This is a genomic window from Nitrososphaerota archaeon (assembly GCA_029785825.1).
Lineage (GTDB): Archaea > Thermoproteota > Nitrososphaeria > Nitrososphaerales > Gagatemarchaeaceae > UBA183.
This window is the reverse complement of sequence record JAFLYY010000001.1, coordinates 743,647-761,041: the sequence shown is the minus strand read 5'-3', so window position 1 is coordinate 761,041 and position 17,395 is coordinate 743,647. Positions and strand designations below refer to the sequence as shown.

Annotated in this window: 19 protein-coding genes and 1 pseudogene; 9 read left to right on the top strand and 11 right to left on the bottom strand. The window is 64.8% G+C overall.

The window, feature by feature from the left end; all coding sequences use genetic code 11:
* Positions 1-5: 5 nt before the first annotated feature.
* Positions 6-1,031 carry a hypothetical protein gene (locus JRN21_04160; GenBank protein MDG6988501.1) on the bottom strand — a complete coding sequence of 342 codons (1,026 nt, stop codon included), beginning with the start codon at positions 1,029-1,031 and terminating at the stop codon, positions 6-8.
* Between the two features lie 122 nt (positions 1,032-1,153).
* Here JRN21_04160 and JRN21_04155 point away from each other — a divergent pair, with 122 nt between their 5' ends.
* The gene (locus JRN21_04155; protein ID MDG6988500.1) at positions 1,154-1,966 is read left to right on the top strand and encodes a DUF92 domain-containing protein; all 813 of its coding nucleotides are present in this window, start codon (positions 1,154-1,156) and stop codon (positions 1,964-1,966) included.
* On the opposite strand, the gene JRN21_04150 is transcribed toward JRN21_04155, so the two are convergent.
* Both JRN21_04150 and JRN21_04145 read right to left on the bottom strand, forming a co-directional pair.
* Entirely contained in the window at positions 1,938-3,416 is a 1,479-nt protein-coding gene (locus tag JRN21_04150; GenBank protein MDG6988499.1) for a glycine--tRNA ligase, read from the bottom strand. The genes JRN21_04155 and JRN21_04150 overlap by 29 nt on opposite strands.
* Entirely contained in the window at positions 3,413-4,711 is a 1,299-nt protein-coding gene (locus tag JRN21_04145; protein MDG6988498.1) for a sodium:proton antiporter, read from the bottom strand. The genes JRN21_04150 and JRN21_04145 overlap by 4 nt, the downstream gene beginning before the upstream one ends.
* Before the next feature lie 127 nt (positions 4,712-4,838).
* On the opposite strand from JRN21_04145, the gene JRN21_04140 reads away from it, so the two are divergent.
* Positions 4,839-5,444, top strand: a complete 606-nt coding sequence (locus tag JRN21_04140; GenBank protein ID MDG6988497.1) for a GNAT family N-acetyltransferase — start codon at positions 4,839-4,841, stop codon at positions 5,442-5,444.
* 45 nt (positions 5,445-5,489) lie between these two features.
* On the opposite strand, the gene JRN21_04135 is transcribed toward JRN21_04140, so the two are convergent.
* The 6 genes and pseudogenes from JRN21_04135 to JRN21_04110 form a co-directional block, all read right to left on the bottom strand.
* Positions 5,490-5,876 (bottom strand): Zn-ribbon domain-containing OB-fold protein, encoded by a 387-nt coding sequence (locus JRN21_04135; protein ID MDG6988496.1) that lies wholly within the window; start codon positions 5,874-5,876, stop codon positions 5,490-5,492.
* A gap of 1 nt (position 5,877) precedes the next feature.
* Positions 5,878-7,038: a thiolase domain-containing protein gene (locus JRN21_04130; protein ID MDG6988495.1), complete on the bottom strand. Its 1,161-nt coding sequence runs from the start codon at positions 7,036-7,038 to the stop codon at positions 5,878-5,880.
* 8 nt (positions 7,039-7,046) lie between these two features.
* Positions 7,047-8,081, bottom strand: a complete 1,035-nt coding sequence (locus JRN21_04125; GenBank protein MDG6988494.1) for a hydroxymethylglutaryl-CoA synthase — start codon at positions 8,079-8,081, stop codon at positions 7,047-7,049.
* An 89-nt stretch (positions 8,082-8,170) separates the two neighbouring features.
* Positions 8,171-8,305, bottom strand: a pseudogene (locus tag JRN21_04120) (RNA polymerase Rbp10).
* Between the two features lie 189 nt (positions 8,306-8,494).
* Entirely contained in the window at positions 8,495-9,043 is a 549-nt protein-coding gene (locus tag JRN21_04115; GenBank protein ID MDG6988493.1) for a hypothetical protein, read from the bottom strand.
* 22 nt (positions 9,044-9,065) lie between these two features.
* The gene (locus tag JRN21_04110) at positions 9,066-10,181 is read right to left on the bottom strand and encodes a DegT/DnrJ/EryC1/StrS family aminotransferase (protein ID MDG6988492.1); all 1,116 of its coding nucleotides are present in this window, start codon (positions 10,179-10,181) and stop codon (positions 9,066-9,068) included.
* Positions 10,182-10,211: 30 nt separating this feature from the next.
* On the opposite strand from JRN21_04110, the gene JRN21_04105 reads away from it, so the two are divergent.
* Both JRN21_04105 and JRN21_04100 read left to right on the top strand, forming a co-directional pair.
* Entirely contained in the window at positions 10,212-10,448 is a 237-nt protein-coding gene (locus tag JRN21_04105) for an ATP-binding cassette domain-containing protein (protein ID MDG6988491.1), read from the top strand.
* Between the two features lie 277 nt (positions 10,449-10,725).
* Positions 10,726-10,953: a hypothetical protein gene (locus JRN21_04100; GenBank protein ID MDG6988490.1), complete on the top strand. Its 228-nt coding sequence runs from the start codon at positions 10,726-10,728 to the stop codon at positions 10,951-10,953.
* Positions 10,954-11,116: 163 nt separating this feature from the next.
* On the opposite strand, the gene glnA is transcribed toward JRN21_04100, so the two are convergent.
* A complete protein-coding gene (glnA, locus tag JRN21_04095; GenBank protein ID MDG6988489.1) occupies positions 11,117-12,514 on the bottom strand; it encodes a type I glutamate--ammonia ligase in 1,398 nt (465 codons plus the stop codon).
* A 115-nt stretch (positions 12,515-12,629) separates the two neighbouring features.
* On the opposite strand from glnA, the gene JRN21_04090 reads away from it, so the two are divergent.
* The 3 genes from JRN21_04090 to JRN21_04080 all read left to right on the top strand — a co-directional run bounded on the left by JRN21_04090 (position 12,630) and on the right by JRN21_04080 (position 14,361).
* A complete protein-coding gene (locus tag JRN21_04090) occupies positions 12,630-13,151 on the top strand; it encodes an Lrp/AsnC family transcriptional regulator (protein MDG6988488.1) in 522 nt (173 codons plus the stop codon).
* A gap of 38 nt (positions 13,152-13,189) precedes the next feature.
* Positions 13,190-13,690, top strand: a complete 501-nt coding sequence (locus JRN21_04085) for a hypothetical protein (GenBank protein ID MDG6988487.1) — start codon at positions 13,190-13,192, stop codon at positions 13,688-13,690.
* A 158-nt stretch (positions 13,691-13,848) separates the two neighbouring features.
* Positions 13,849-14,361, top strand: coding sequence for a hypothetical protein (locus tag JRN21_04080; protein ID MDG6988486.1), 513 nt, complete (start codon positions 13,849-13,851; stop codon positions 14,359-14,361).
* On the opposite strand, the gene JRN21_04075 is transcribed toward JRN21_04080, so the two are convergent.
* A complete protein-coding gene (locus tag JRN21_04075) occupies positions 14,336-14,872 on the bottom strand; it encodes a hypothetical protein (protein ID MDG6988485.1) in 537 nt (178 codons plus the stop codon). The two genes, JRN21_04080 and JRN21_04075, sit on opposite strands and share 26 nt — an antisense overlap.
* Before the next feature lie 68 nt (positions 14,873-14,940).
* Here JRN21_04075 and JRN21_04070 point away from each other — a divergent pair, with 68 nt between their 5' ends.
* Both JRN21_04070 and JRN21_04065 read left to right on the top strand, forming a co-directional pair.
* Positions 14,941-15,927 carry a hypothetical protein gene (locus tag JRN21_04070; protein MDG6988484.1) on the top strand — a complete coding sequence of 329 codons (987 nt, stop codon included), beginning with the start codon at positions 14,941-14,943 and terminating at the stop codon, positions 15,925-15,927.
* A gap of 62 nt (positions 15,928-15,989) precedes the next feature.
* Complete coding sequence (locus tag JRN21_04065; GenBank protein ID MDG6988483.1) at positions 15,990-17,390, top strand: ATP-binding protein; 1,401 nt, start codon at positions 15,990-15,992, stop codon at positions 17,388-17,390.
* Positions 17,391-17,395: the final 5 nt, after the last annotated feature.

Below are 17,395 nucleotides of genomic sequence, written 5' to 3'. Positions count from 1 at the left end.
GGCAGCTACCCGAGCGACAGGATGAGCCGAGACGCCTCTTCTTCCCCTCTGAACGTCCGGGGCGCCCCCCTCTTCCCTATGCTCCGCCGTGCCAGCTCCGCCAGCCGCTCGGCGTCCTCCGGACGGAACCCGAGGGCGGATGCATTCCTTTCCTGCTCCGCGTGGTGCCTGATCGGTATGGCGATGACCGGGGTCCCGGCGGCGGCCGCCTCGTCGATGGTGCTCTTCCCCGCCATCGTTATCACCAGGTCCGCGCATCGGACCAGGTCCTGGTTGTCGGGGACGACCCCGAGGTCATAGACCCCCTCAGCCGCGAAGGACGCCCCCCTGTTCCCCGACACTGCGAGGAAGGCGCCGCCTCCGATGGCAGAAACGGCAGCCATCGCCTTCGGGACGAGCTCCCTCCCCGCCCCGCTCCCGCTCAGGCTCAGGAGGACCATCCTCCCTGAGGGGAGCCCGTGCCTCCTCCTCGCCTCTCCGCACCCGGCCGTCGGGGGCCTCACGATCGGCCCTACGTACCGCCTGTTCCCCTGATCCTGGCCCTCCTCCGGCATGATCAGGAGGTCCACTGACAGCTGCAGCCGCCGGTACCATCCTTCCACCCTGCGCTCGATGGCCTTGGCCAGCCAAGACCTCGCGAACCCCAGCTCGAGCTCGTCGGAGATGAACACACGCCTTGCTCCCCTGTCCTCCGCCGCCGCCATCCCTGAGAACTCTTCGTCGCACACCACCAGGTCGGGATGGAAGCCGTCGATGAGCCCCCCCACCCTCTTCACGTTCCGCCGCTGCGCCAGCCATGACCTGACGTACCAGGACGCCGCGCCCTTCATCTCCCCCCGGACCACCCTCGGCCCCGCGTCGTCCACGGCGTCCGTCGCCTCGAACCCGCACGCGTTCAGGAACTCGGCCGCCTTCCCTCCGGAGAAGACCCTCACCTCGGCTCCGGCCTTCCGGAGCTCCCCGACCACGGCCATCGACCTCGTCGCATGCCCGAGGCCGACGGGGGAGACGCCGTAGAGGACCTTCGTCAAGCTCCCCGGACGCGAAAACGGGTTCGTCAAAAAAGGTTGCCGCGCGCGTTGCGCCGTCCGCGCAGGCGCTCGATGCTCAGGAAGGTTGCGTATTTAACGCGGGGGCCCGGGGCGGGGAGAAGTTGCTCACTCTGCTGACCGCCCTCTTCGAGTTCTTCCTCGTCGTGGGGGTCGCGCTGGCGGCGGTCCTCCTCAACACCATAGACGCACGGGGGTTCCTGGCGAGCGCCGCGGTCGGGTTCGCCGTGGTCTATGGGGGCGGGCTCGACTGGTTCTTCATAGTCGCAGTCTTCTTCGTCCTCGGGGTGGTGTTCACCCTCTACAAGTACGGGTACAAGCGCAGGCTCGGCGGGGCCCAGGGGAAGGGAGGGGCTCGCAACTGGCCCCATATACTCGCAAACGGGGGGCTCGCGTCCATCGTCGCCGTCTGGAACATCGTCCAGCCCGGACCGGTCGCCGCCGCCATGTTCCTCGGGGCGATATCTGCGTCAGCCGCGGACACTGCGGCCACCGAGCTCGGGCTCCTGAGCCACAGCAAGCCGAGGCTGATCACCAACCCGACCAAGATGGTCCGGCCGGGGACATCGGGCGGGGTCTCCCCGCTGGGGTTCGTAGGGGCGGCGTTCGCGTCCCTGGTGATAGGGGTCCTCGGGGCCCTCCTTGGGATCCTCCCGCATCCGTACTACGTCGTCATTCTCTGCCTGGCCGGGGGGGTGTTCGGCGCCCTCGTGGACAGCCTGGCCGGAGCCGCGGTCCAGCGCAGAGGTTACTGCATCGTCTGCCTGAAGCCGACCGAGGCCCTGAAGCACTGCGGAGAGAAGACGGTCAGGACGTGGGGGTCCCCGTTCGTGGAGAACAACGTCGTGAACGTGGTCTCGACGGTCGCCGGCGCCTGGGCGTCTCTGGCTATCCTGCTCGCGCTTCACTTCGCATAGGCGGGTATCTGGTCAGGGCCGCGAGCTTCGAGGGCAGGTCGGCCGCCTGGACCCGCTGCTGCTCCCTGGTGTCCCTGTCCCTGAGGGTCACCGTACCGTCCTTCAGGGTGTCGTAGTCAAGGGTCACACACGCGGGGACCCCGGCCTCGTCCGCCCTGGCGTACCTCCTCCCTATGCCGCCCGAGTCGTCGTAGAAGGCGTCGAACGACTCCCTCAGCTCCCCATAGAGCTCCTTCGCCTTCTCCTGGAGCCCGTCCTTGTTCACCAGGGGGAAGACGCAGACCTGCGTCGGAGAGAGATACGGCCTCAGGGCCATGACCCTCCTATCCCCTTCCCCTGCCATTGACGACTCGATGAGCGCGAATATGCTCCTGTCTATCCCGAGCGACAGCTCGAAGACGTGAGGGAGGACCTTCTCGCCGTCGTCGTCCACGGAGAAGTTCCCCCCGCTCACCCTGGCGTGCCCCCCGAGGTCGTAGTCCCCCCGGTAGTTGCAGGCGACCAGCTCCACCCACCCCCATGACAGCCTGACCTCGAGGTCGTAGGCGGCCCTGGAATAGAACGCCCTGTCCTCGTCGGAGAGGATCCGGAACCGTATGTTCTCCTGCTTTATCCCGGCCGCCTCGTAGAGCCCCGCTATCAGGGCGAGGTGATGGGCCGCGAGCTTGTGCGGGACCATCCCGTCCTTCAGAGCCTCCGACAGGGGGACCTTCCTGTCCGAGCCGTCAGGGAGCCTGAAAGAGAGCACCGTCGCCAGGTCGCGGTCGTAGCGCGGGTCGTCCGCCCTCTTCGGGTTGAAGAACACCTCGACCTCCGCCTGGTTCAGCTCCCTCAGCCTGATCAGAGCCTGCCTCGGCGCTATCTCGTTCCTGAAGCTCCTTCCGACCTGGGCGATGCCGACAGGGAGCTTCACCCTCTGCGTCTTGAAGAGCAGGGGGAAGTCGACGAAGATGCTCTGGCATGTCTCCGGGCGGAGGTAAGCCTCCTCCTGCGCCGGCCCAATCCCCACCTTGAACATCATGTTGAACCTCGTCGTCCCGGAGAGCTTGGAGCCGCACTTCAGGCACCTCACCCCCGACTTCTCCATCAGCTGGTCGTAGTCAGCGTCTCCGAGCTTCTCCGGGACCGCCTTCCCGGTCTTCTCCTCGACGAGCTTGTCCGGCCTGAAGACGGAGCCGCACTTCGCGCACTTCACGAACGGGTCTGTGAACCCAGCCAGGTGCCCCGACGCCTCGAAGACGGCGCGCGGGAGTATCTGGGAGCCGTCTATCTCCAGCATCCCGTCCCGCTTCACCACCAGCCTCCTCCAGAGCTCGACGAACCTGTTCTTCAGCCCGACCCCGAGGGGGCCGTAGTCGAGGAACCCGGCCGGGGTGTTCGGGTAGCTTTCGGCCGTCTTGAAGAAGAACCCCCTCTGCTGGCCGAGCCTCACTACTTCGTCGAAGCTCATCCTTCGTCCCGCTTCGCGGGGTCGGATGATAAAGGCTCCGCGGGCGGGCCCGCCTCTTCGTCCTCCGCGCTGGCGGGGGGCTGGAAGTCCTGCAGCGTCTCCTGCCGCCCGAAGATCCTCCGGGTGTACCTGGTCAGGAGCGGCCCCTGCAGGAGGATGCTGAGCACCACCACCCCGAAGGTGAGGGTCGCCACCGGCTGCCTCGTCGCCACCGGTATGGCCGAGACCAGGGCGATGGCCAGGGCACCCCTCATCCCCCCGAGGGCCGTGGTGTTCATCCAGGTCGACGGGATAGGCGAGCCCTCCACCTTCGAGAGGCTCAGGATCGGGTAGACGGAGGTTATCCTCGCCATCACGACGACGGCGTACGCGACCAGGAACGCCCCGAGGCTCGAGGCGAGGAGGAATATGTCGGTGCTCACCCCTATGAAGAAGAAGGCGGCCGCGTTGGCCACGAAGGCGATTATCTCCCAGAAGTCCTTCGTCGCAGCCGCGACCCTCTTGCTCTCCACGTTGAACGGTATCGTGTTCCCGTACAGGAGCCCGGTGACGGCGACCGCGATGAGCCCGGACGCGCCTATGGAGTACGCCAGCGCGTAGGCGCCGTACACGGCCACCAAAGTGAGCACCACCTGGGTGACGGTGTCCGTGATGTGCTGCTGGACCCACCGGGCGGCCAGGGCGACCCCTATCCCCACGAGGATCCCGGCCGTCAGGATGTAGGTGAAGTCGGCGGCGGCCTGGAAGGCGCGCAGCGACACCGCGGCCGACGTGGTCAGGACGACGGTGAATATGGCGATGCCCGTGGGGTCGTTGAACACCGACTCCATCTCGACCAGCGTCGCCAGCTTGGTGGGGACGTTCGCCCTCCCGAATATCTCGAGGACCGTGGCGACGTCGGTCGGGGAGATGAGCGCGGCGAAGAGGAACGACACCAAGGGGGAGAACCCGACAACCCTCCAGAGGACCACCCCCACCACCAGGGTGGAGACCAGGACCCCCATGGTGGCCATGAGGAGGGCGGGCCTGTAGACCGCCCGGAAGTCGGAGACCTTGACGCTCATGATGCTCTCGAAGAGGAGGGGCGGGAGGACGAGCCCGACGAACAGCTGCTCGTTGGCCAGGTCGTTGAAGAACCCCCTCAGCCCGGCTAGGCCTGCCAGCGGTATGGCCGAAAGCGCGAGCCCGACTAGGACCAGGAGCGTCGTGTACGGGGTCCTGGCCTTCCTCGCGACGAGGACGGAGAACAACGATATGAGAAGGAAGACCGCGAGGACGGTCACAGTCTGGACCATGGGCGCTGACCCTGCGGCTTCATTCGTCTTAACTGTCGTGGCGTCGGAGTCCGCCCCCGGCCGGCCCGCGGAAGGGAGACGCAGCCGCGCAGGGAACCCTTAGTAGCCGTGGGGACCCTCCGGCGCCGTGGAGACGGCCCCGCCCAAGTACGAGACCAGAGAGCTCACGAAGGAGACGTGGCCGGACTTTCAGGCCCTCTTCAGGCGCAAGGGGGAGTGGGGGGTCTGCTGGTGCGTCTACTACCAGAAGGAGAGGTCGCCTCCGCAAGCCGAACGTGAGAGCCTCACCCTGGAGCAGAGGGCCGAACGGAACAGGAGGGAGAAGCGGAAGCTGGTCTCGGACGGGAGGGCCCACGGGATACTCGTCTACGACCACGGCAGGCCTGTGGGGTGGTGCCAGTACGGCCCCAAGGAGGAGGCGCCCCGGATCGACAGGGGGAGGAAGTACCGCAAGCTGGACCTCAGGGCCGGCCCGGGAAAGCTCTGGAGGATAACATGCTTCTCGGTCGACAGGGCGTACCGGAACAGAGGGGTGGCGTCAGCCGCCCTCGACGCCGCGGTCAGCTCCATACAGAAGAAGGGAGGAGGGACGGTAGAAGCGTACCCTGTGACCAACAGGGGCGCGCTGGCAGCCTGGTTCGGGAGCACGTCCATGTTCGAGAAGCGGGGGTTCAGGGTGGTCGCCCCCTTCGGGAAGAGCAACGTGCTCATGCGAAGAGAGCTGCGCGGCTGAGGTTCCGTCAGAGGCGCGCCGGACGGAGCGGACCAGCCTGGCTCCCTATGTCACTCTGAATTTGTAGCCGTACGTGATCTGCCCGGAGTCTCCGTCGACCATCGCCCTGCGGACCGTCGCGACGACTTTCGCCCCCGTCTTGACCGACTCGTCCGGGGAGTCGACCAGCTGGGTGAGTATCTTTGCCCCGTTGTCGAGCTCCACCACCGCGAGGTAGAAGGGGGCCTGCGCTTCGAACCCCGGGAGGGGCTCGTGGAGCTGGGTGTAGGTGACGATCTTGCCGCTCTTGGGCATCTCCTTGTCCTCTATCTCTTCCGACCCGCACTTCCTGCACCTGTAGACGGGAGGGAAGCACTCCGCCCCGCATCCGGTGCACCTGCTCCCGATGAGCCGATAGTAGCGGTCCCTCACCCTCCAGTGCTGTATCGCCAACTCAGGGGCTCCTCCCGAAGACGTGTACCGCGCTGGTGGAGTCGACCCCGCCTATGTTCTGCGTGGCGGCGTACTCCGCCCCCTCCACCTGGTTCTTCCCGGCCTGCTCTGTCAGCTGGAGGTACGCTTCGACTATCTGGTACATCCCGGTAGCCCCGACCGGGTGCCCCCTGGCCTTCAGCCCTCCGAAGGTGTTGATCGGGAGCTCTCCTCCTCTGGAATATTTGCCTGCCTTCGCGTCCCTGGACCCTTCTCCCGGCTTCGAGAACCCCATCGCCTCCAGCGACAGGGCCCCCACGACGGAGAAGGCGTCGTGGACCTCGACCAGGCTGAGCTTCTTCGCGGAGACCCCCGCCTCCGCCGTCGCCCCCCTGAACGCCTCCCTGGTGGCCTTGAAGTCGAGCATGTCTTCCCTTTCATAGATGCTGAACTCGTTGGTAGCCACCCTCCCTCCTAGGACCTCCGCCAGCTTCCCCTTCCCTGCCGACGCGCCCCCTTCGCCTACGATCATCGCCGCCGCAGCCCCGTCCCCCACCGGGGCGCAGTCGAACAGCCTGAGCGGGTCCGCTATCATGGCAGACCTCCCCACCACCTCCGGGGTGATGGCCTTCCTGAACTGGGCATGGGCCGCCGTGACCGCGTTGGCGTGGTCGAGCACCGGGATAGAGCTCAGCTCGTCCCTGGTGACGTTCTTCTGCTCCATGTAGTATCTGGCCAGGAGCCCGTTCAGCGCCGCGAAGGTGGCGCCGACGAACTGGGTGTACTCGGCTGATTCTGCCATGGCGAGCGCCTGGGAGACCTCCTCGGGCTCGAGGTCCCTCATCTTCTCGACCCCCACCACCAGGGCCGAATCAACGGCCCCCGAGCGGACGAGGTTGTACCCCACGTTGAACGCCGTCCCCCCTGAAGAGCAGGCCGCCTCTATCTTGTACGCCGGGGTGCCCGAGAGGCCGAGGGCGCTCGCGAGGAGGGCGCCCAGGTGCTCCTGGCTCGCGCCGACCGCGCTGAACATATTCCCCACTATTATCTGGCCGGGGTTCTTCACGCCCGACCCCTTGAGGGCGCCGCGGGCAGCTTCCACCGCCAGGTCTCTGATGGACTTCTCCCAGTGGTCCCCGACCGGGGTGAAGCCGACCGACGACACGTATGCCTTTCTGGCCACCCGACCGCCTACTTGTGGAGCTTGTCGCGGAACTTCGAATAGGTCGAGTAGTCGATCTTGGTGCTCCGCTCCATCATCGACTTCACGGTGGGGTTTGTCCCTCTGGTCGCTGTTATCCCGTCCAGTACCTCTATGCAGAAAGCGTCGGACCCCGCCCCGGACCCGAAGCTCGCGAGGAGTATCTTGTCCCCGGGGCTGGCTTCGTCCAGGACGGCTGCGAGCCCTATCGGGGAGCTCCCGGCGTAGGTGTTCCCTATGAGGGGGTTCAGCAGGCCCGTCTTGATCTGCTCCATCGTGAACCCCAGCCTGGCGGCGACCTCCACCGGGAACCTCGGGTTAGGCTGATGGAAGACGGCGTACTTGAAGTCGGAAGGCTTGTGCCCCGTCTCCTTGAAGAGGGTGTTGACAGAGTTCTCGATGTGGTAGAAGTATGCCGGCTCCCCGGTGAACCTCGAGAGGTGGCGGGGGTACCGCTCGTGGGCCCTGCGCCAAAAGTCCCCTGTGTCGGATACGAACGACGTGCTGCAGTCTATCACGGCGACCGACTTCTTGTCCCTCCTCCCGATGACGTAGGCGGCCCCGCCGCTCGCGGCTGTGTACTCCAGGTCGTCCCCCGGGCGCCCCTGCGCGGTGTCCATCCCTATGGCGAGCCCAGCATCTATCATCCCGGAGCCCACCAGCCCGGTGACTATCTGCATCGCCTCGGTCCCGGCCTTGCAGGCGAACTCCAGGTCGGCCGCCAGGGTGTGGTGCTGCCCCAGCGCCTGGGCTACGATGGTGCTGGTCGGCTTCACAGCGTAAGGCTTCGACTCGGTCCCGACGAAGACAGCCCCGAGCCTCTCCGTCCCTGCCATCTTCATGGCGTACCTCCCCGCTTCGATGGCCATGGTGACCGTGTCCTCGTCCATGGCGGCGACGGCCTTTTCGACGTTGGGCCCCGAGCCGCCCCCCTTCCAGACCTTCGCGATCTCAGTGGTCGGGAGCCTGTAGTAAGGGACGTAAGCTCCGTAACCCTGAATCGCCGCCCTCTCCTTGCTCTGCATCAGGTACAAGCGTCAGACGCCACGAATGAGAGGGGTAGTTAAATGGTTAGTATTCTGCTTATGCAATCGCCGAACTTCAGCCTTCTCACTCAGATCGCTTTGATCTGCTTGACCACCATCGGCCTGGCCTTCTTGAAGACCCGGTAGCCGCAGATGCACTTCACCTCAGGGAGCTTCGCCAGCTCCTCCTGGGTGGTCTTGGTCCCGCACCTGACGCACTCGTAGACTGCCGCGGCGAAGACCTTGGGCGGCGCCGCCTCCTTGGGAGGGGTCTCAGGTGCCGGGGCTACTGGCGGGGGTTGAGTGCTCAAGGTTGGATTCGCCCGCCCCACCTCGTATTTCTGTCTTGCTCCGCGGGGTTGACCCTCTGGCGCCCCCGCTGGCGCGGTGCCTCGGCCCTCGAGACGGGCTGGTCACTTCAGGGCGGCCCAGATGAGCCTCAGCTGGTAGTGCGCCGTCCGCCTCGACTCTGCTTCGTCGTTCGAGCTCGCAAGGTACCCGTACTGGACCAGTTTCGCCCCCGACTTCGCCGCGTGCCTCAGGATCTCGATGTGGACGGTCATGTCGTCCGACCTCAGGGGAGGGAGGGATCGCATAAAGTCAAGGGAGAGCCTGCAGAGGCCCCCCGTCGCGTCCCTGACCCGCCTCCGCCCGATCAAGGAGAAGAAGAGCGAGAACGACCTGGACTGGATGCCGATGTTCTCCCTGTAGGGGATCACGAGCACGGGGCCCTCGCCGAAGTCCCCGGCCGCGAGCTTCGCTATCTCTCCGGGAGGGTGATAGCCGTCGGTGTCCGCGGTCACCAGGTCGGCCCCCTCGTCCATCGCCCTGGCGATCGCCGCCCTGTAGGCCTCCGCGTAGTTGGGGATCCTGTTGACGAAGGCGTCGTACCTCCCATCCGGAGGGAGCTGTATCTTCGGCTCCCGCTCGGGGTGGCACATAAGGGACACCAGGGCCTTCAAGGCGACACCGGACCTGGAGCCCTCACCGCAGGTGCTCTCTCGCAGCCGAGAGGAAGGCGTCCCCGACCCTTTTCAGGCCGCCCTGGCTCACCCCGGGGTGGACCGGGATAGATAGGACGTGGTTCGCCGCGTCTTCGGTCCGCGGGAGCTTCTTCTTCGAGTAGCCCAGCTTCTGGTAGAGCGGGGTGCGGTGCACCGGAACAGGCCAGTAGACCCCTGACCCCACGCCGGCGGCGGCCAGAGACTCCTTCACTCTGTCCCTGTTCTTCCGGAGGCGCAGCGTGTACAGATAGTAGCAGTGCGTCCTGTCAGGAGAGTCCTGGGTGAATTCGGCCCCGTCGACCGAGCCGAGCTTCTCCATCAGGTGCTTCGCGTTGCGCTCTCTCGCCTTGAGGAAGCCGTCGAGCCGGTCCATCTGCACCGACGCCAGGGCCGCGCTCATCTCCGGGAGCCTGTAGTTGTACCCGAGGTGCCGGGAGTCGTATCCGTGCACCTGGCCGTGGTTCCTCACCAGCCTGAGCAGCTCCGCCAGCTCGTCGTCGTCCGTCGAGATGGCCCCACCTTCCCCGGAGGTGACGACCTTGGTGGCGTAGAGGCTGAAGCACCCCGCGTCCGACAGCTTCCCGGTCTGCACGCCCTTGTAGGTGGCGCCCAGGGACTCCGCCGCGTCCTCGACGACCTTTACCGACTTCGCGTCAGCGATCTCCCTGATCTCGTCCATGTCCGCCGGGTAGCCGTAGACGTGTACGGGGATGACCGCCTTCGTCTTCCTCGTGACGGCCTTCCTGAACGCGTCCGGGTCCATGTTGTAATCATCTTTGATGTCTACGAAAACGGGGTTCGCCCCGCAGGCTAGGACCACGTTGGCTGTGGCCAGGAAGGTGAACGACGGCACGACCACTTCGTCCCCCGGCTTCACCCCCAGCGCCATCAGGACGGTGTGCAGCGCGGCCGTCCCCGAGTTGACCGCCACGGTGTGCTTCACGCCGAGGAGCTTCCTGAGCTTCTCCTCGAACGCCCTCACCTGGGCGCCCCCTTCGAAGGAGGGGTTCACCAGCATCCCGGAAGAGACGACGTCGAGGACCGCCTTCTTCTCCTCCTCCCCGATTATCGGCTTGTTGACAGGGATGAAGTCCATGGGTCCTGTCGTGGCCGGACGCAGGAGACTATTGAAAGCTATCGGCCCGAGAGCCCGAGGCGCGCCCAGAGCCGGGAGAAGGCCGCCGTGGTGGGCCCGAACGGCTCGGGCAAATCGACCCTGTTCCGGGCGGTATTGGGTCTTGTGCGGATTCAGTCGGGCTCGGCGAAGGTCTTCGGGACAAGCATCGGGCAAGAGAGGGGAGACGTGAGGGTCCTCGGCGAGTCGGCCAAAGAGAAGGCTCCGGCGCAAGACGACAAGTCTTGAGCTCTTCGGGTGAACCACTCGTCGAAGCCGAGCGCGTCGCGACGGCCTCCAACCTCTCAGCGTGCCGCCAGTTCGAGACTTGGGGTTTAGGCCAGAAGAGAGGGCAAAGTCACTTAGGACGCAGTCATGCGGCCCTTCAACCCGGGTGTGGTGATGCCCGCAAGCGCTCCCCTATGCTGCCTGTCGCTACTGCGTCCTCCGCCTGGAGAGGAAGAGAACTGCGAGCACCACGACGATCAGGGCAGCCACCAGGCCGCCGAAGAGGACCCCGTAGGAGTTGGTCGAACTTCCTGCCGAGGTGGTGGTCGAGGCCGACGAGCTCGCCGCCAGAGTAGGGAGGATCAGGGGGGTCAAGGAGGCACGGGCAGGCGTCTTGGAAGAGCGGCTCGAGCTCTACGAGAACATCGACCCCAGACTAGTCTTGGGATGCGCAGGTGGCCTTGTCGGAGGGTGGTCGATATCGGTATCAGACCAAGCCCACACCGTGGGTACGCGAAAGCCTTGAAACCGCTCGAACCACTCTGGGTCAACGGGACCGATGGAAGTTGTGCAGCTGGCTCGGAAAGCACTACTGGGGCATCGTACGCTTGCTTGCCGGAGACCTTCACTCCGAGTCGTGGTGCATCTGGACTTCCGGCACTTGGACTTCGATATCTTGAGGTTGACTTCTACAAATCGAAGTACATGTAGAACTCGTATGGGTGCGGCCTCGCCGAGACCGCCCTGTACGCGTCCATCTCGAGCTCCATCATGACCTCTACCAGGTCGCTCGGGAATGTCCCCTCCAGGAACCCTGAGTCGCTCTTCAGGCTCTCCACGGCCTCCTTCAGGCTCCCGGGGAGCTCCCCGACACCCAGCTCCCTCCTCTTGTCAGGGGTGAGCTTGTAGATGTCCTCGTCCACAGGGTCTCCAGGCTCCGTCTTCTTCCCTATCCCGTCGAGGCCGGCCGCGGTTATGGCAGCGAACGCCAGGTAAGGGTTGCACGAAGGGTCGGGGGTCCTGAACTCCACCCGCTTCGACCCCTCGGACCCCTTCTCATAGGCTGGGATCCTGACGTTGGCCGAGCGGTTCATCTTGCTCCAGGCGATGTAGACAGGGGCCTCGTATCCTGGGACGAGCCGGTGGTAAGAGTTGGTGGTCGGGTCCACTATGGCGCAGAGCGCCCTGCTGTGCGCCATTATCCCTCCTATGTAGTATCTCGCCGTCTGGCTCAGCTCGGCGTACGGGTCCGCCTGGTCGTAGAACGCGTTCCTCCCGCTCTTCCAGAGGCTGGAGTGGACGTGCATCCCGACCGCGTTGTCGCCGAAGATGGGCTTTGGCATCGTCGAAGCGATCAGGCCCATCCTACTGGCCACGTTCTTGGTCACGAACTTGTATGTCATGGTGCTGTCCGCCATGGTGACGAGCTCGTCTCTGTACACGTCTATCTCGCACTGTCCCGCGGTCGCCACTTCGTGATGGTGGGCGTTGCTCAGCACCCCGAACCCGTCTCTCAGGTAGTTCACGCAGGTTCCCCTGTAATCCCCTAACGTGTCCACTGGCTGCTCCGGATAGTACCCGTCCTTGAACCGGATGGGGAAGTTGGTCCCTCTGGACTCGTTTGCCGACTCTCTCGACGTTATCTTGAACCCCGACGAGAAGGGGTTGTTCACCTCCCAGGTCGCGCCTTCGAAGACGAAGAACTCGACCTCCGGGCCCCAGAGGGAGTCGGTGAACCCCGCGTCGCGTATCTTCTGCTCTGCAATCTGGGCCACGTGCCTCGGGTCCCTCGAGAACCGCCCTCTCCCGTACCCCGCCCTGACGTCGCAGATCAGCCTGGCCGACTTCAGTGCGCCTTCGGTCCAGGGAATCACGCCGTACGTGGAAGCGTCCGGCACCAGGAGCATGTCTGACTCTTGTATGTCCACGAACCCCTTCACGGATGACCCGTCCAGCTTGGCGACCCCCTCGCTGAAGAACTCCTCCTCCATCATCTCGGCAGGGAGCGTCACGTGGCGCAGCCTTCCCGGGACGTCGGTGAACTGTAGTTCCACGAACCTCGCCCCGTCCTTCTTCAGCACCCCCATCGCCTCTTCGGGGGAGAAGGTCCGCCTGGCGAACTTACCGTCTTCGGTGACTCTGAACGTCAAGCTCCCATCCCCTTCTCACAAAAAGATATAAGCAGAGGGGGGAGCAGACGATATGTCTGGTCGATTGCCTCCACAAAGACACGCCGTTCGTCCAACAGCCGCCGCTGCGGGCACGACTCACCCTCGACAACCGTTCGACGACCTGGACCTGAAGCTGCTCAGGTCGCTCCTCGTCGACTCGCGGACTTCGGCGAGGGGGATTGCCTCGGAGCTGGGGGTCTCGACGTCGACCGTCACTGCCCGGATAGAGAGGCTGAAGCGGTCGCAGGTCCTGCGGGGGTTCACCGCCACGGTAGACTACCAGAAGCTCGGCTACGAGCTCACGGTGATCACGGAGATCATCGTCTCCAAGGGGAAGCTGGTCGAGATGGAGAGAGAGATCGCGAAGGTCCCCGGGGTCCTCGCCGTCTATGACGTCACCGGCGAGATAGATGCCATCGTGATTTCGAAGTGCAAGGACAGGGAGGGGCTGAGCCGGTTCACGAAGGGGTTGCTCGCGATGCCCTTCGTCGAGCGGACGAACTCCCATATCGTCTTGACGACCGTAAAGGAAGACTTCCGGGTCCCCATCTAGCTTAAATGGCCTGAGGGCCTCCGAGACGCTCGGTCGATTTGGCGAAGATCAGGGTGAAGCTGGGACAGGCTGAAGCAGAGGTGGAGGCCGAGCCTGAACGGTTGAGAGAAGCGATAGAGCTTGTCCCGGAGCTCGCCGCGAAGCTCCCGAGCCAGGCCAGGGACCAGCACCTGGACGCGAGGGAGCCGGCGCAGGACTCCCCGAGCGACCCTGCCGTGGCGGGCGCCGCAGAGCTCCCGACGGTGTCCCTAGAGAAGGGGGATTCGCTCGCTGACGTGATCGGGAAGTTCTTCTCCGGCCCTTGGGGGAGAGAGAAGAGGAAACTCTCGGACGTCAGGGAAGCCCTCCAGTCGTACGGCCTGAACTATCCCAAGCAGTCTGTGGCGGTCGCCCTCCTGCGGCTGGCCAAGACAACGAAGCTTAGGCGCTTCAAGGCAGAGGACGGGGAGTATGTCTACACGTCCGCAGGCGCCGTGGGGCTTCCGTGGGCCGGCCCTGAAGCACCGGTGCTCGGCGACCTCCCCTTACAGGGCAGCTAACGAGTCAAGCACGGCGGCTTCACCTCCGTCGCGTTCACCTCGGGGAGTACTTCCTTGATGACTTGCTACGGCCACATCTACTCGTCGGCCGTGTCGTTCTCCTGACCCGTCCGCCTTCGATACTGATTTTAACCTGACCAGAAAGGCTCGTGTTCGGGTTGTCCAGCGATAGGGAGCTTCGGGTGTCCGTGAGCTATGGGGAAGACAGGACCGAGTTCTCGGGCCCGCCTGAAGTGGTCATGCGCTCCCTGCACGAGTTCGTCTCCAAGATAATCCCCAACATGGACCTCGCGAGGGCGATCAGCGTGAACCACTCCCTCAACGACCTCGTCCAGATGTTCAGGGAGTACGTCCGTGTGACCCCTGAAGGCCCGCGGGTATGGACCCAGGACAAAAAGCTGAGCGACAGGGACGTCATCCTGCTCCAGCTCGTGGCTGCCAAGATCTCCAACCTCAGCGGGAAACTGCTGTCGGACGCCATGGGGGCAGGGGAGATAGAGGCCGCTACGGGGCTCTACCCCAAGACCATAAGCTCGCGCCTGAGCGAGCTCACAAAGTCCGCCACGGTCGAGCGCCTCGGCTCCGACCAGGGCGGGAAGTACAGGATAACGACCGTCGGCGCCAGCAGGCTGAGCGAACAGCTGTCTAAGAAGTTCCGGACTGCGCCTTGAACGGGTGCTTCTGGATGTACGTGTAGTTCCTCATGCTCCCGTCCCTGAAGAGCGACCCTTCCCGCACCAGGTCCACCAGCGTGTGCGAGACGGCGGTCCTGTCGTAGTGGTAGCCCCGCCTGCTCATCTCCTCGTGGGCCTCCGAAAGGGCCCTCGGAGACGCGAACCATCCCTCCTTCCACATCGTCAATAGGACTCCCCGGCAGGTCTCGAACCTCCGCTGCGCCGCCTCCGGTTCCTGCGCCTGCACCAGCATGGGCTCTTTGGAGGCCATCCCTGCCAGCACACTCTCCACCGCCTGCTGGACCTTCCCCTCCTGAGTGGTGATCTCTATCTCCCATGCGCCTCTCTTCAGCTTGACAGTCACGCTGGTCGGGGTGGGGTTCTCGGACATCTGTATCGTGTTGCGCCTGTTGTCCAAGATGCGGCTATTTGAACTGGCTACGAACGGGACCACCTGTTCTAGCCGGGCGGCAGTGGTCATGGCCCCACGGGAGGCGACGGCGCTCATAGATGTTGTCCATGTTGCGCATGCGCAATATTTAACTACTGTTTGTTGTATAGGCCATGATGCGCAAGATGGCCATAACAGCGACCTCACCTGTCCAAGACGAGCAGCTCTCGACCCTCGACTCCCTCGCCAGGGAGTTCGAGGAGGCCTTCGCCGAGCTCTCCGAAGACGCCGAACGCGAGCTCTCGGGGAGGGCGTTCGTCTTCAGCAGGTACGGGAAGGAGCTGTATCCGTACTTCGAGCCGACGGACGCGTCATTGGTCCCTGGGTGCATAGTTCCCGTCAAAGAAGGGCGGCCAATCGCGTCCGTAGACTCGACGTGCGTCCTGGTGGGGGAGACATCCCAGGGGTCCCTTTACGCGGCCCGGACCGCCGTGGGCGTCTCCTACGAAGGCGCCCTCAGGCGCTTCTTCAGGCTGGGGCCGATACTCGTCTATGCGAACGCTTCGGGGCTCAGCGGCCTCGCCCCCCGGCTCCCGTCTGCCGAGCTTGACCTGCTCCTCTCCGACCACGCAGTTGCGGAGAGGTTCATCCGGAACACGATCGAACGGCGTGTGGTTGAGGCCCTCTCCGAGGGGGACGACAGGACGATAGTGATGGCTGACGGGTCCCTCAAGCACCCCATGGGGCAGCTGGCGGGCCCTCTCCGGAGGGGGTCGAACCGTTCGATGGTGGGGTTCTCGAAGTCGAGCAGCCTGATACTGTCGGAGGACCTGGTCAGTTCGCTCTCGGGGGCCAGGGTCCCCTCCTATCACACCGTCGACCGGGGGTCCGTGGGGACGGTCCTCGCGAAGTTCGCCCCCGACGGCCTCGTGTTCAGGCTGGACATAGCCTCCGCCGAGCCTCATCCTGCGGTCCTTGGTAGGATACTCTGGAACGACGCCTTCGCCTCAGGGTACCCGGACTCGCTGAAGGTCGCCCACCACCTCTCAATCTTCTCGAAGGCGGACGACCAGGCCCTGAAGGCCTTCGTGGCCAAGCGCTTCCGCGTGAGGCAGCTCCACGCCTTCCCGCTCAGGACCATAGCCCTCGGGGGGTTCAAGGGAGGGGCGTAGGCGCGAAGATACTCAAGAAGGAGGGGGACGACATCCTCGTCGTAGCTTCTCCAAGGGAGAGGGTGCGCATAGGGGACTACCTGGTGGCTTCCGAGCCTGAAAGAGACCTGGTGCTCCAGGTCTACGACGAGAGGTACCTCGACGTCGAAGGGATAGAGGAGGAGATATCCAGGGAAGAGGTGCTCTCCGCCTCGGCCCCTGGGGTGACGTCGGACCCGACCGGGCTGGCGACGATCTCCACCCTGATACGCGACATGAGGATTCTCCTCTGCAAGGCCAGGGGGACCATAACGGGCGGAAAGCTCACCCCCAGGGTCAACTGGATGCCGTCGAGGACCAGCTCCAGGGTCTCGCGGCTCCTCGTCGAGGACCTCGCGGGGACGGTGGCCCCCCTGGGGTCGAGGACGATAAGGGTCGGCACGGTGGACGGGGAGTCCCCCTTCGGGATCCCCGCGGAGGCGCTGGATGGGAGGATAACCGTGATCACGGGGCGGAAGGAGTCAGGCAAGTCCCACCTGGCCAAGATGCTGCTGCGGGGGCTCCTCGCGAACGACGCCTACTCGGTGGTCTTCGACCTGAACGACGAATACGGGTCGGTGGGGCAGCGAGAGGACGGGTCGGACACCGGGGTGGGGCAGAAGGTGAAGGTCCTCAGGCCGGGGCGGGACCTGAAGTTCTCCCTCGCGTCGGTGGGCCTCCGCCCCATCACCAACCTCCTCTCCCACTCCCTGGACATGCCGGGGACCTCCCTCAGGGAGTTCGTGAAGATATGGGAGCAGCTTGACAGCAGGGACGAGCTCTCGCTGGCGTCTTTAGAGGCGGCGATACAGCAGTGGAGGTGCAACGAGTTCGTGAGGGACGCCCTCTTCGCGCGCTACCACACCCTCGCCTCATGCGGCCTCTTCACCGACTCGGCCCACCTGCAGGTCGACCTCCAGGACTTCTTCACCCTGAACAGGAAAGGAGGGACCCTGGTGGTTTCTCTGAGCGGGGTCTCGCCCCTGAACAGGAAGATGGTCGTGGAGCTGATGCTCTCGAAGATAGTCGACCTCCTGGAGCGGCGGAAGATCCCCCCTGTCTTCCTCTTCGCCGAGGAGGCGCACCTCTACCTGAGGGACACGTACTGGGAGGACCTGATCACAAGGATGCGGCACTTCGGTGTCTTCACCGTCTTCGTGACCAACCAGCCCGACGCCATAGACCAGAAGATCTACCGCCAGGTGGACAACATATTCCTCTACAACTTCAGCAACGACTCCGACCTCGCCATGGTGTCGCAGGCTTCCATGGCTGACGCGGACACCGTCAAGGCCATAGTGAGGACCCTGCCGCCGCGGATGTGCCTGATGCTGGGGTACGCCGTGAGGGACCTCCCCGTGGTGGTGAGCGTGGACAATTTCGACTCCCCGCCGAGCGGCCTGACGCGGCGGTTCTTCTCCCAGCGGATCGAAATCGGCGCCTGAGCGCG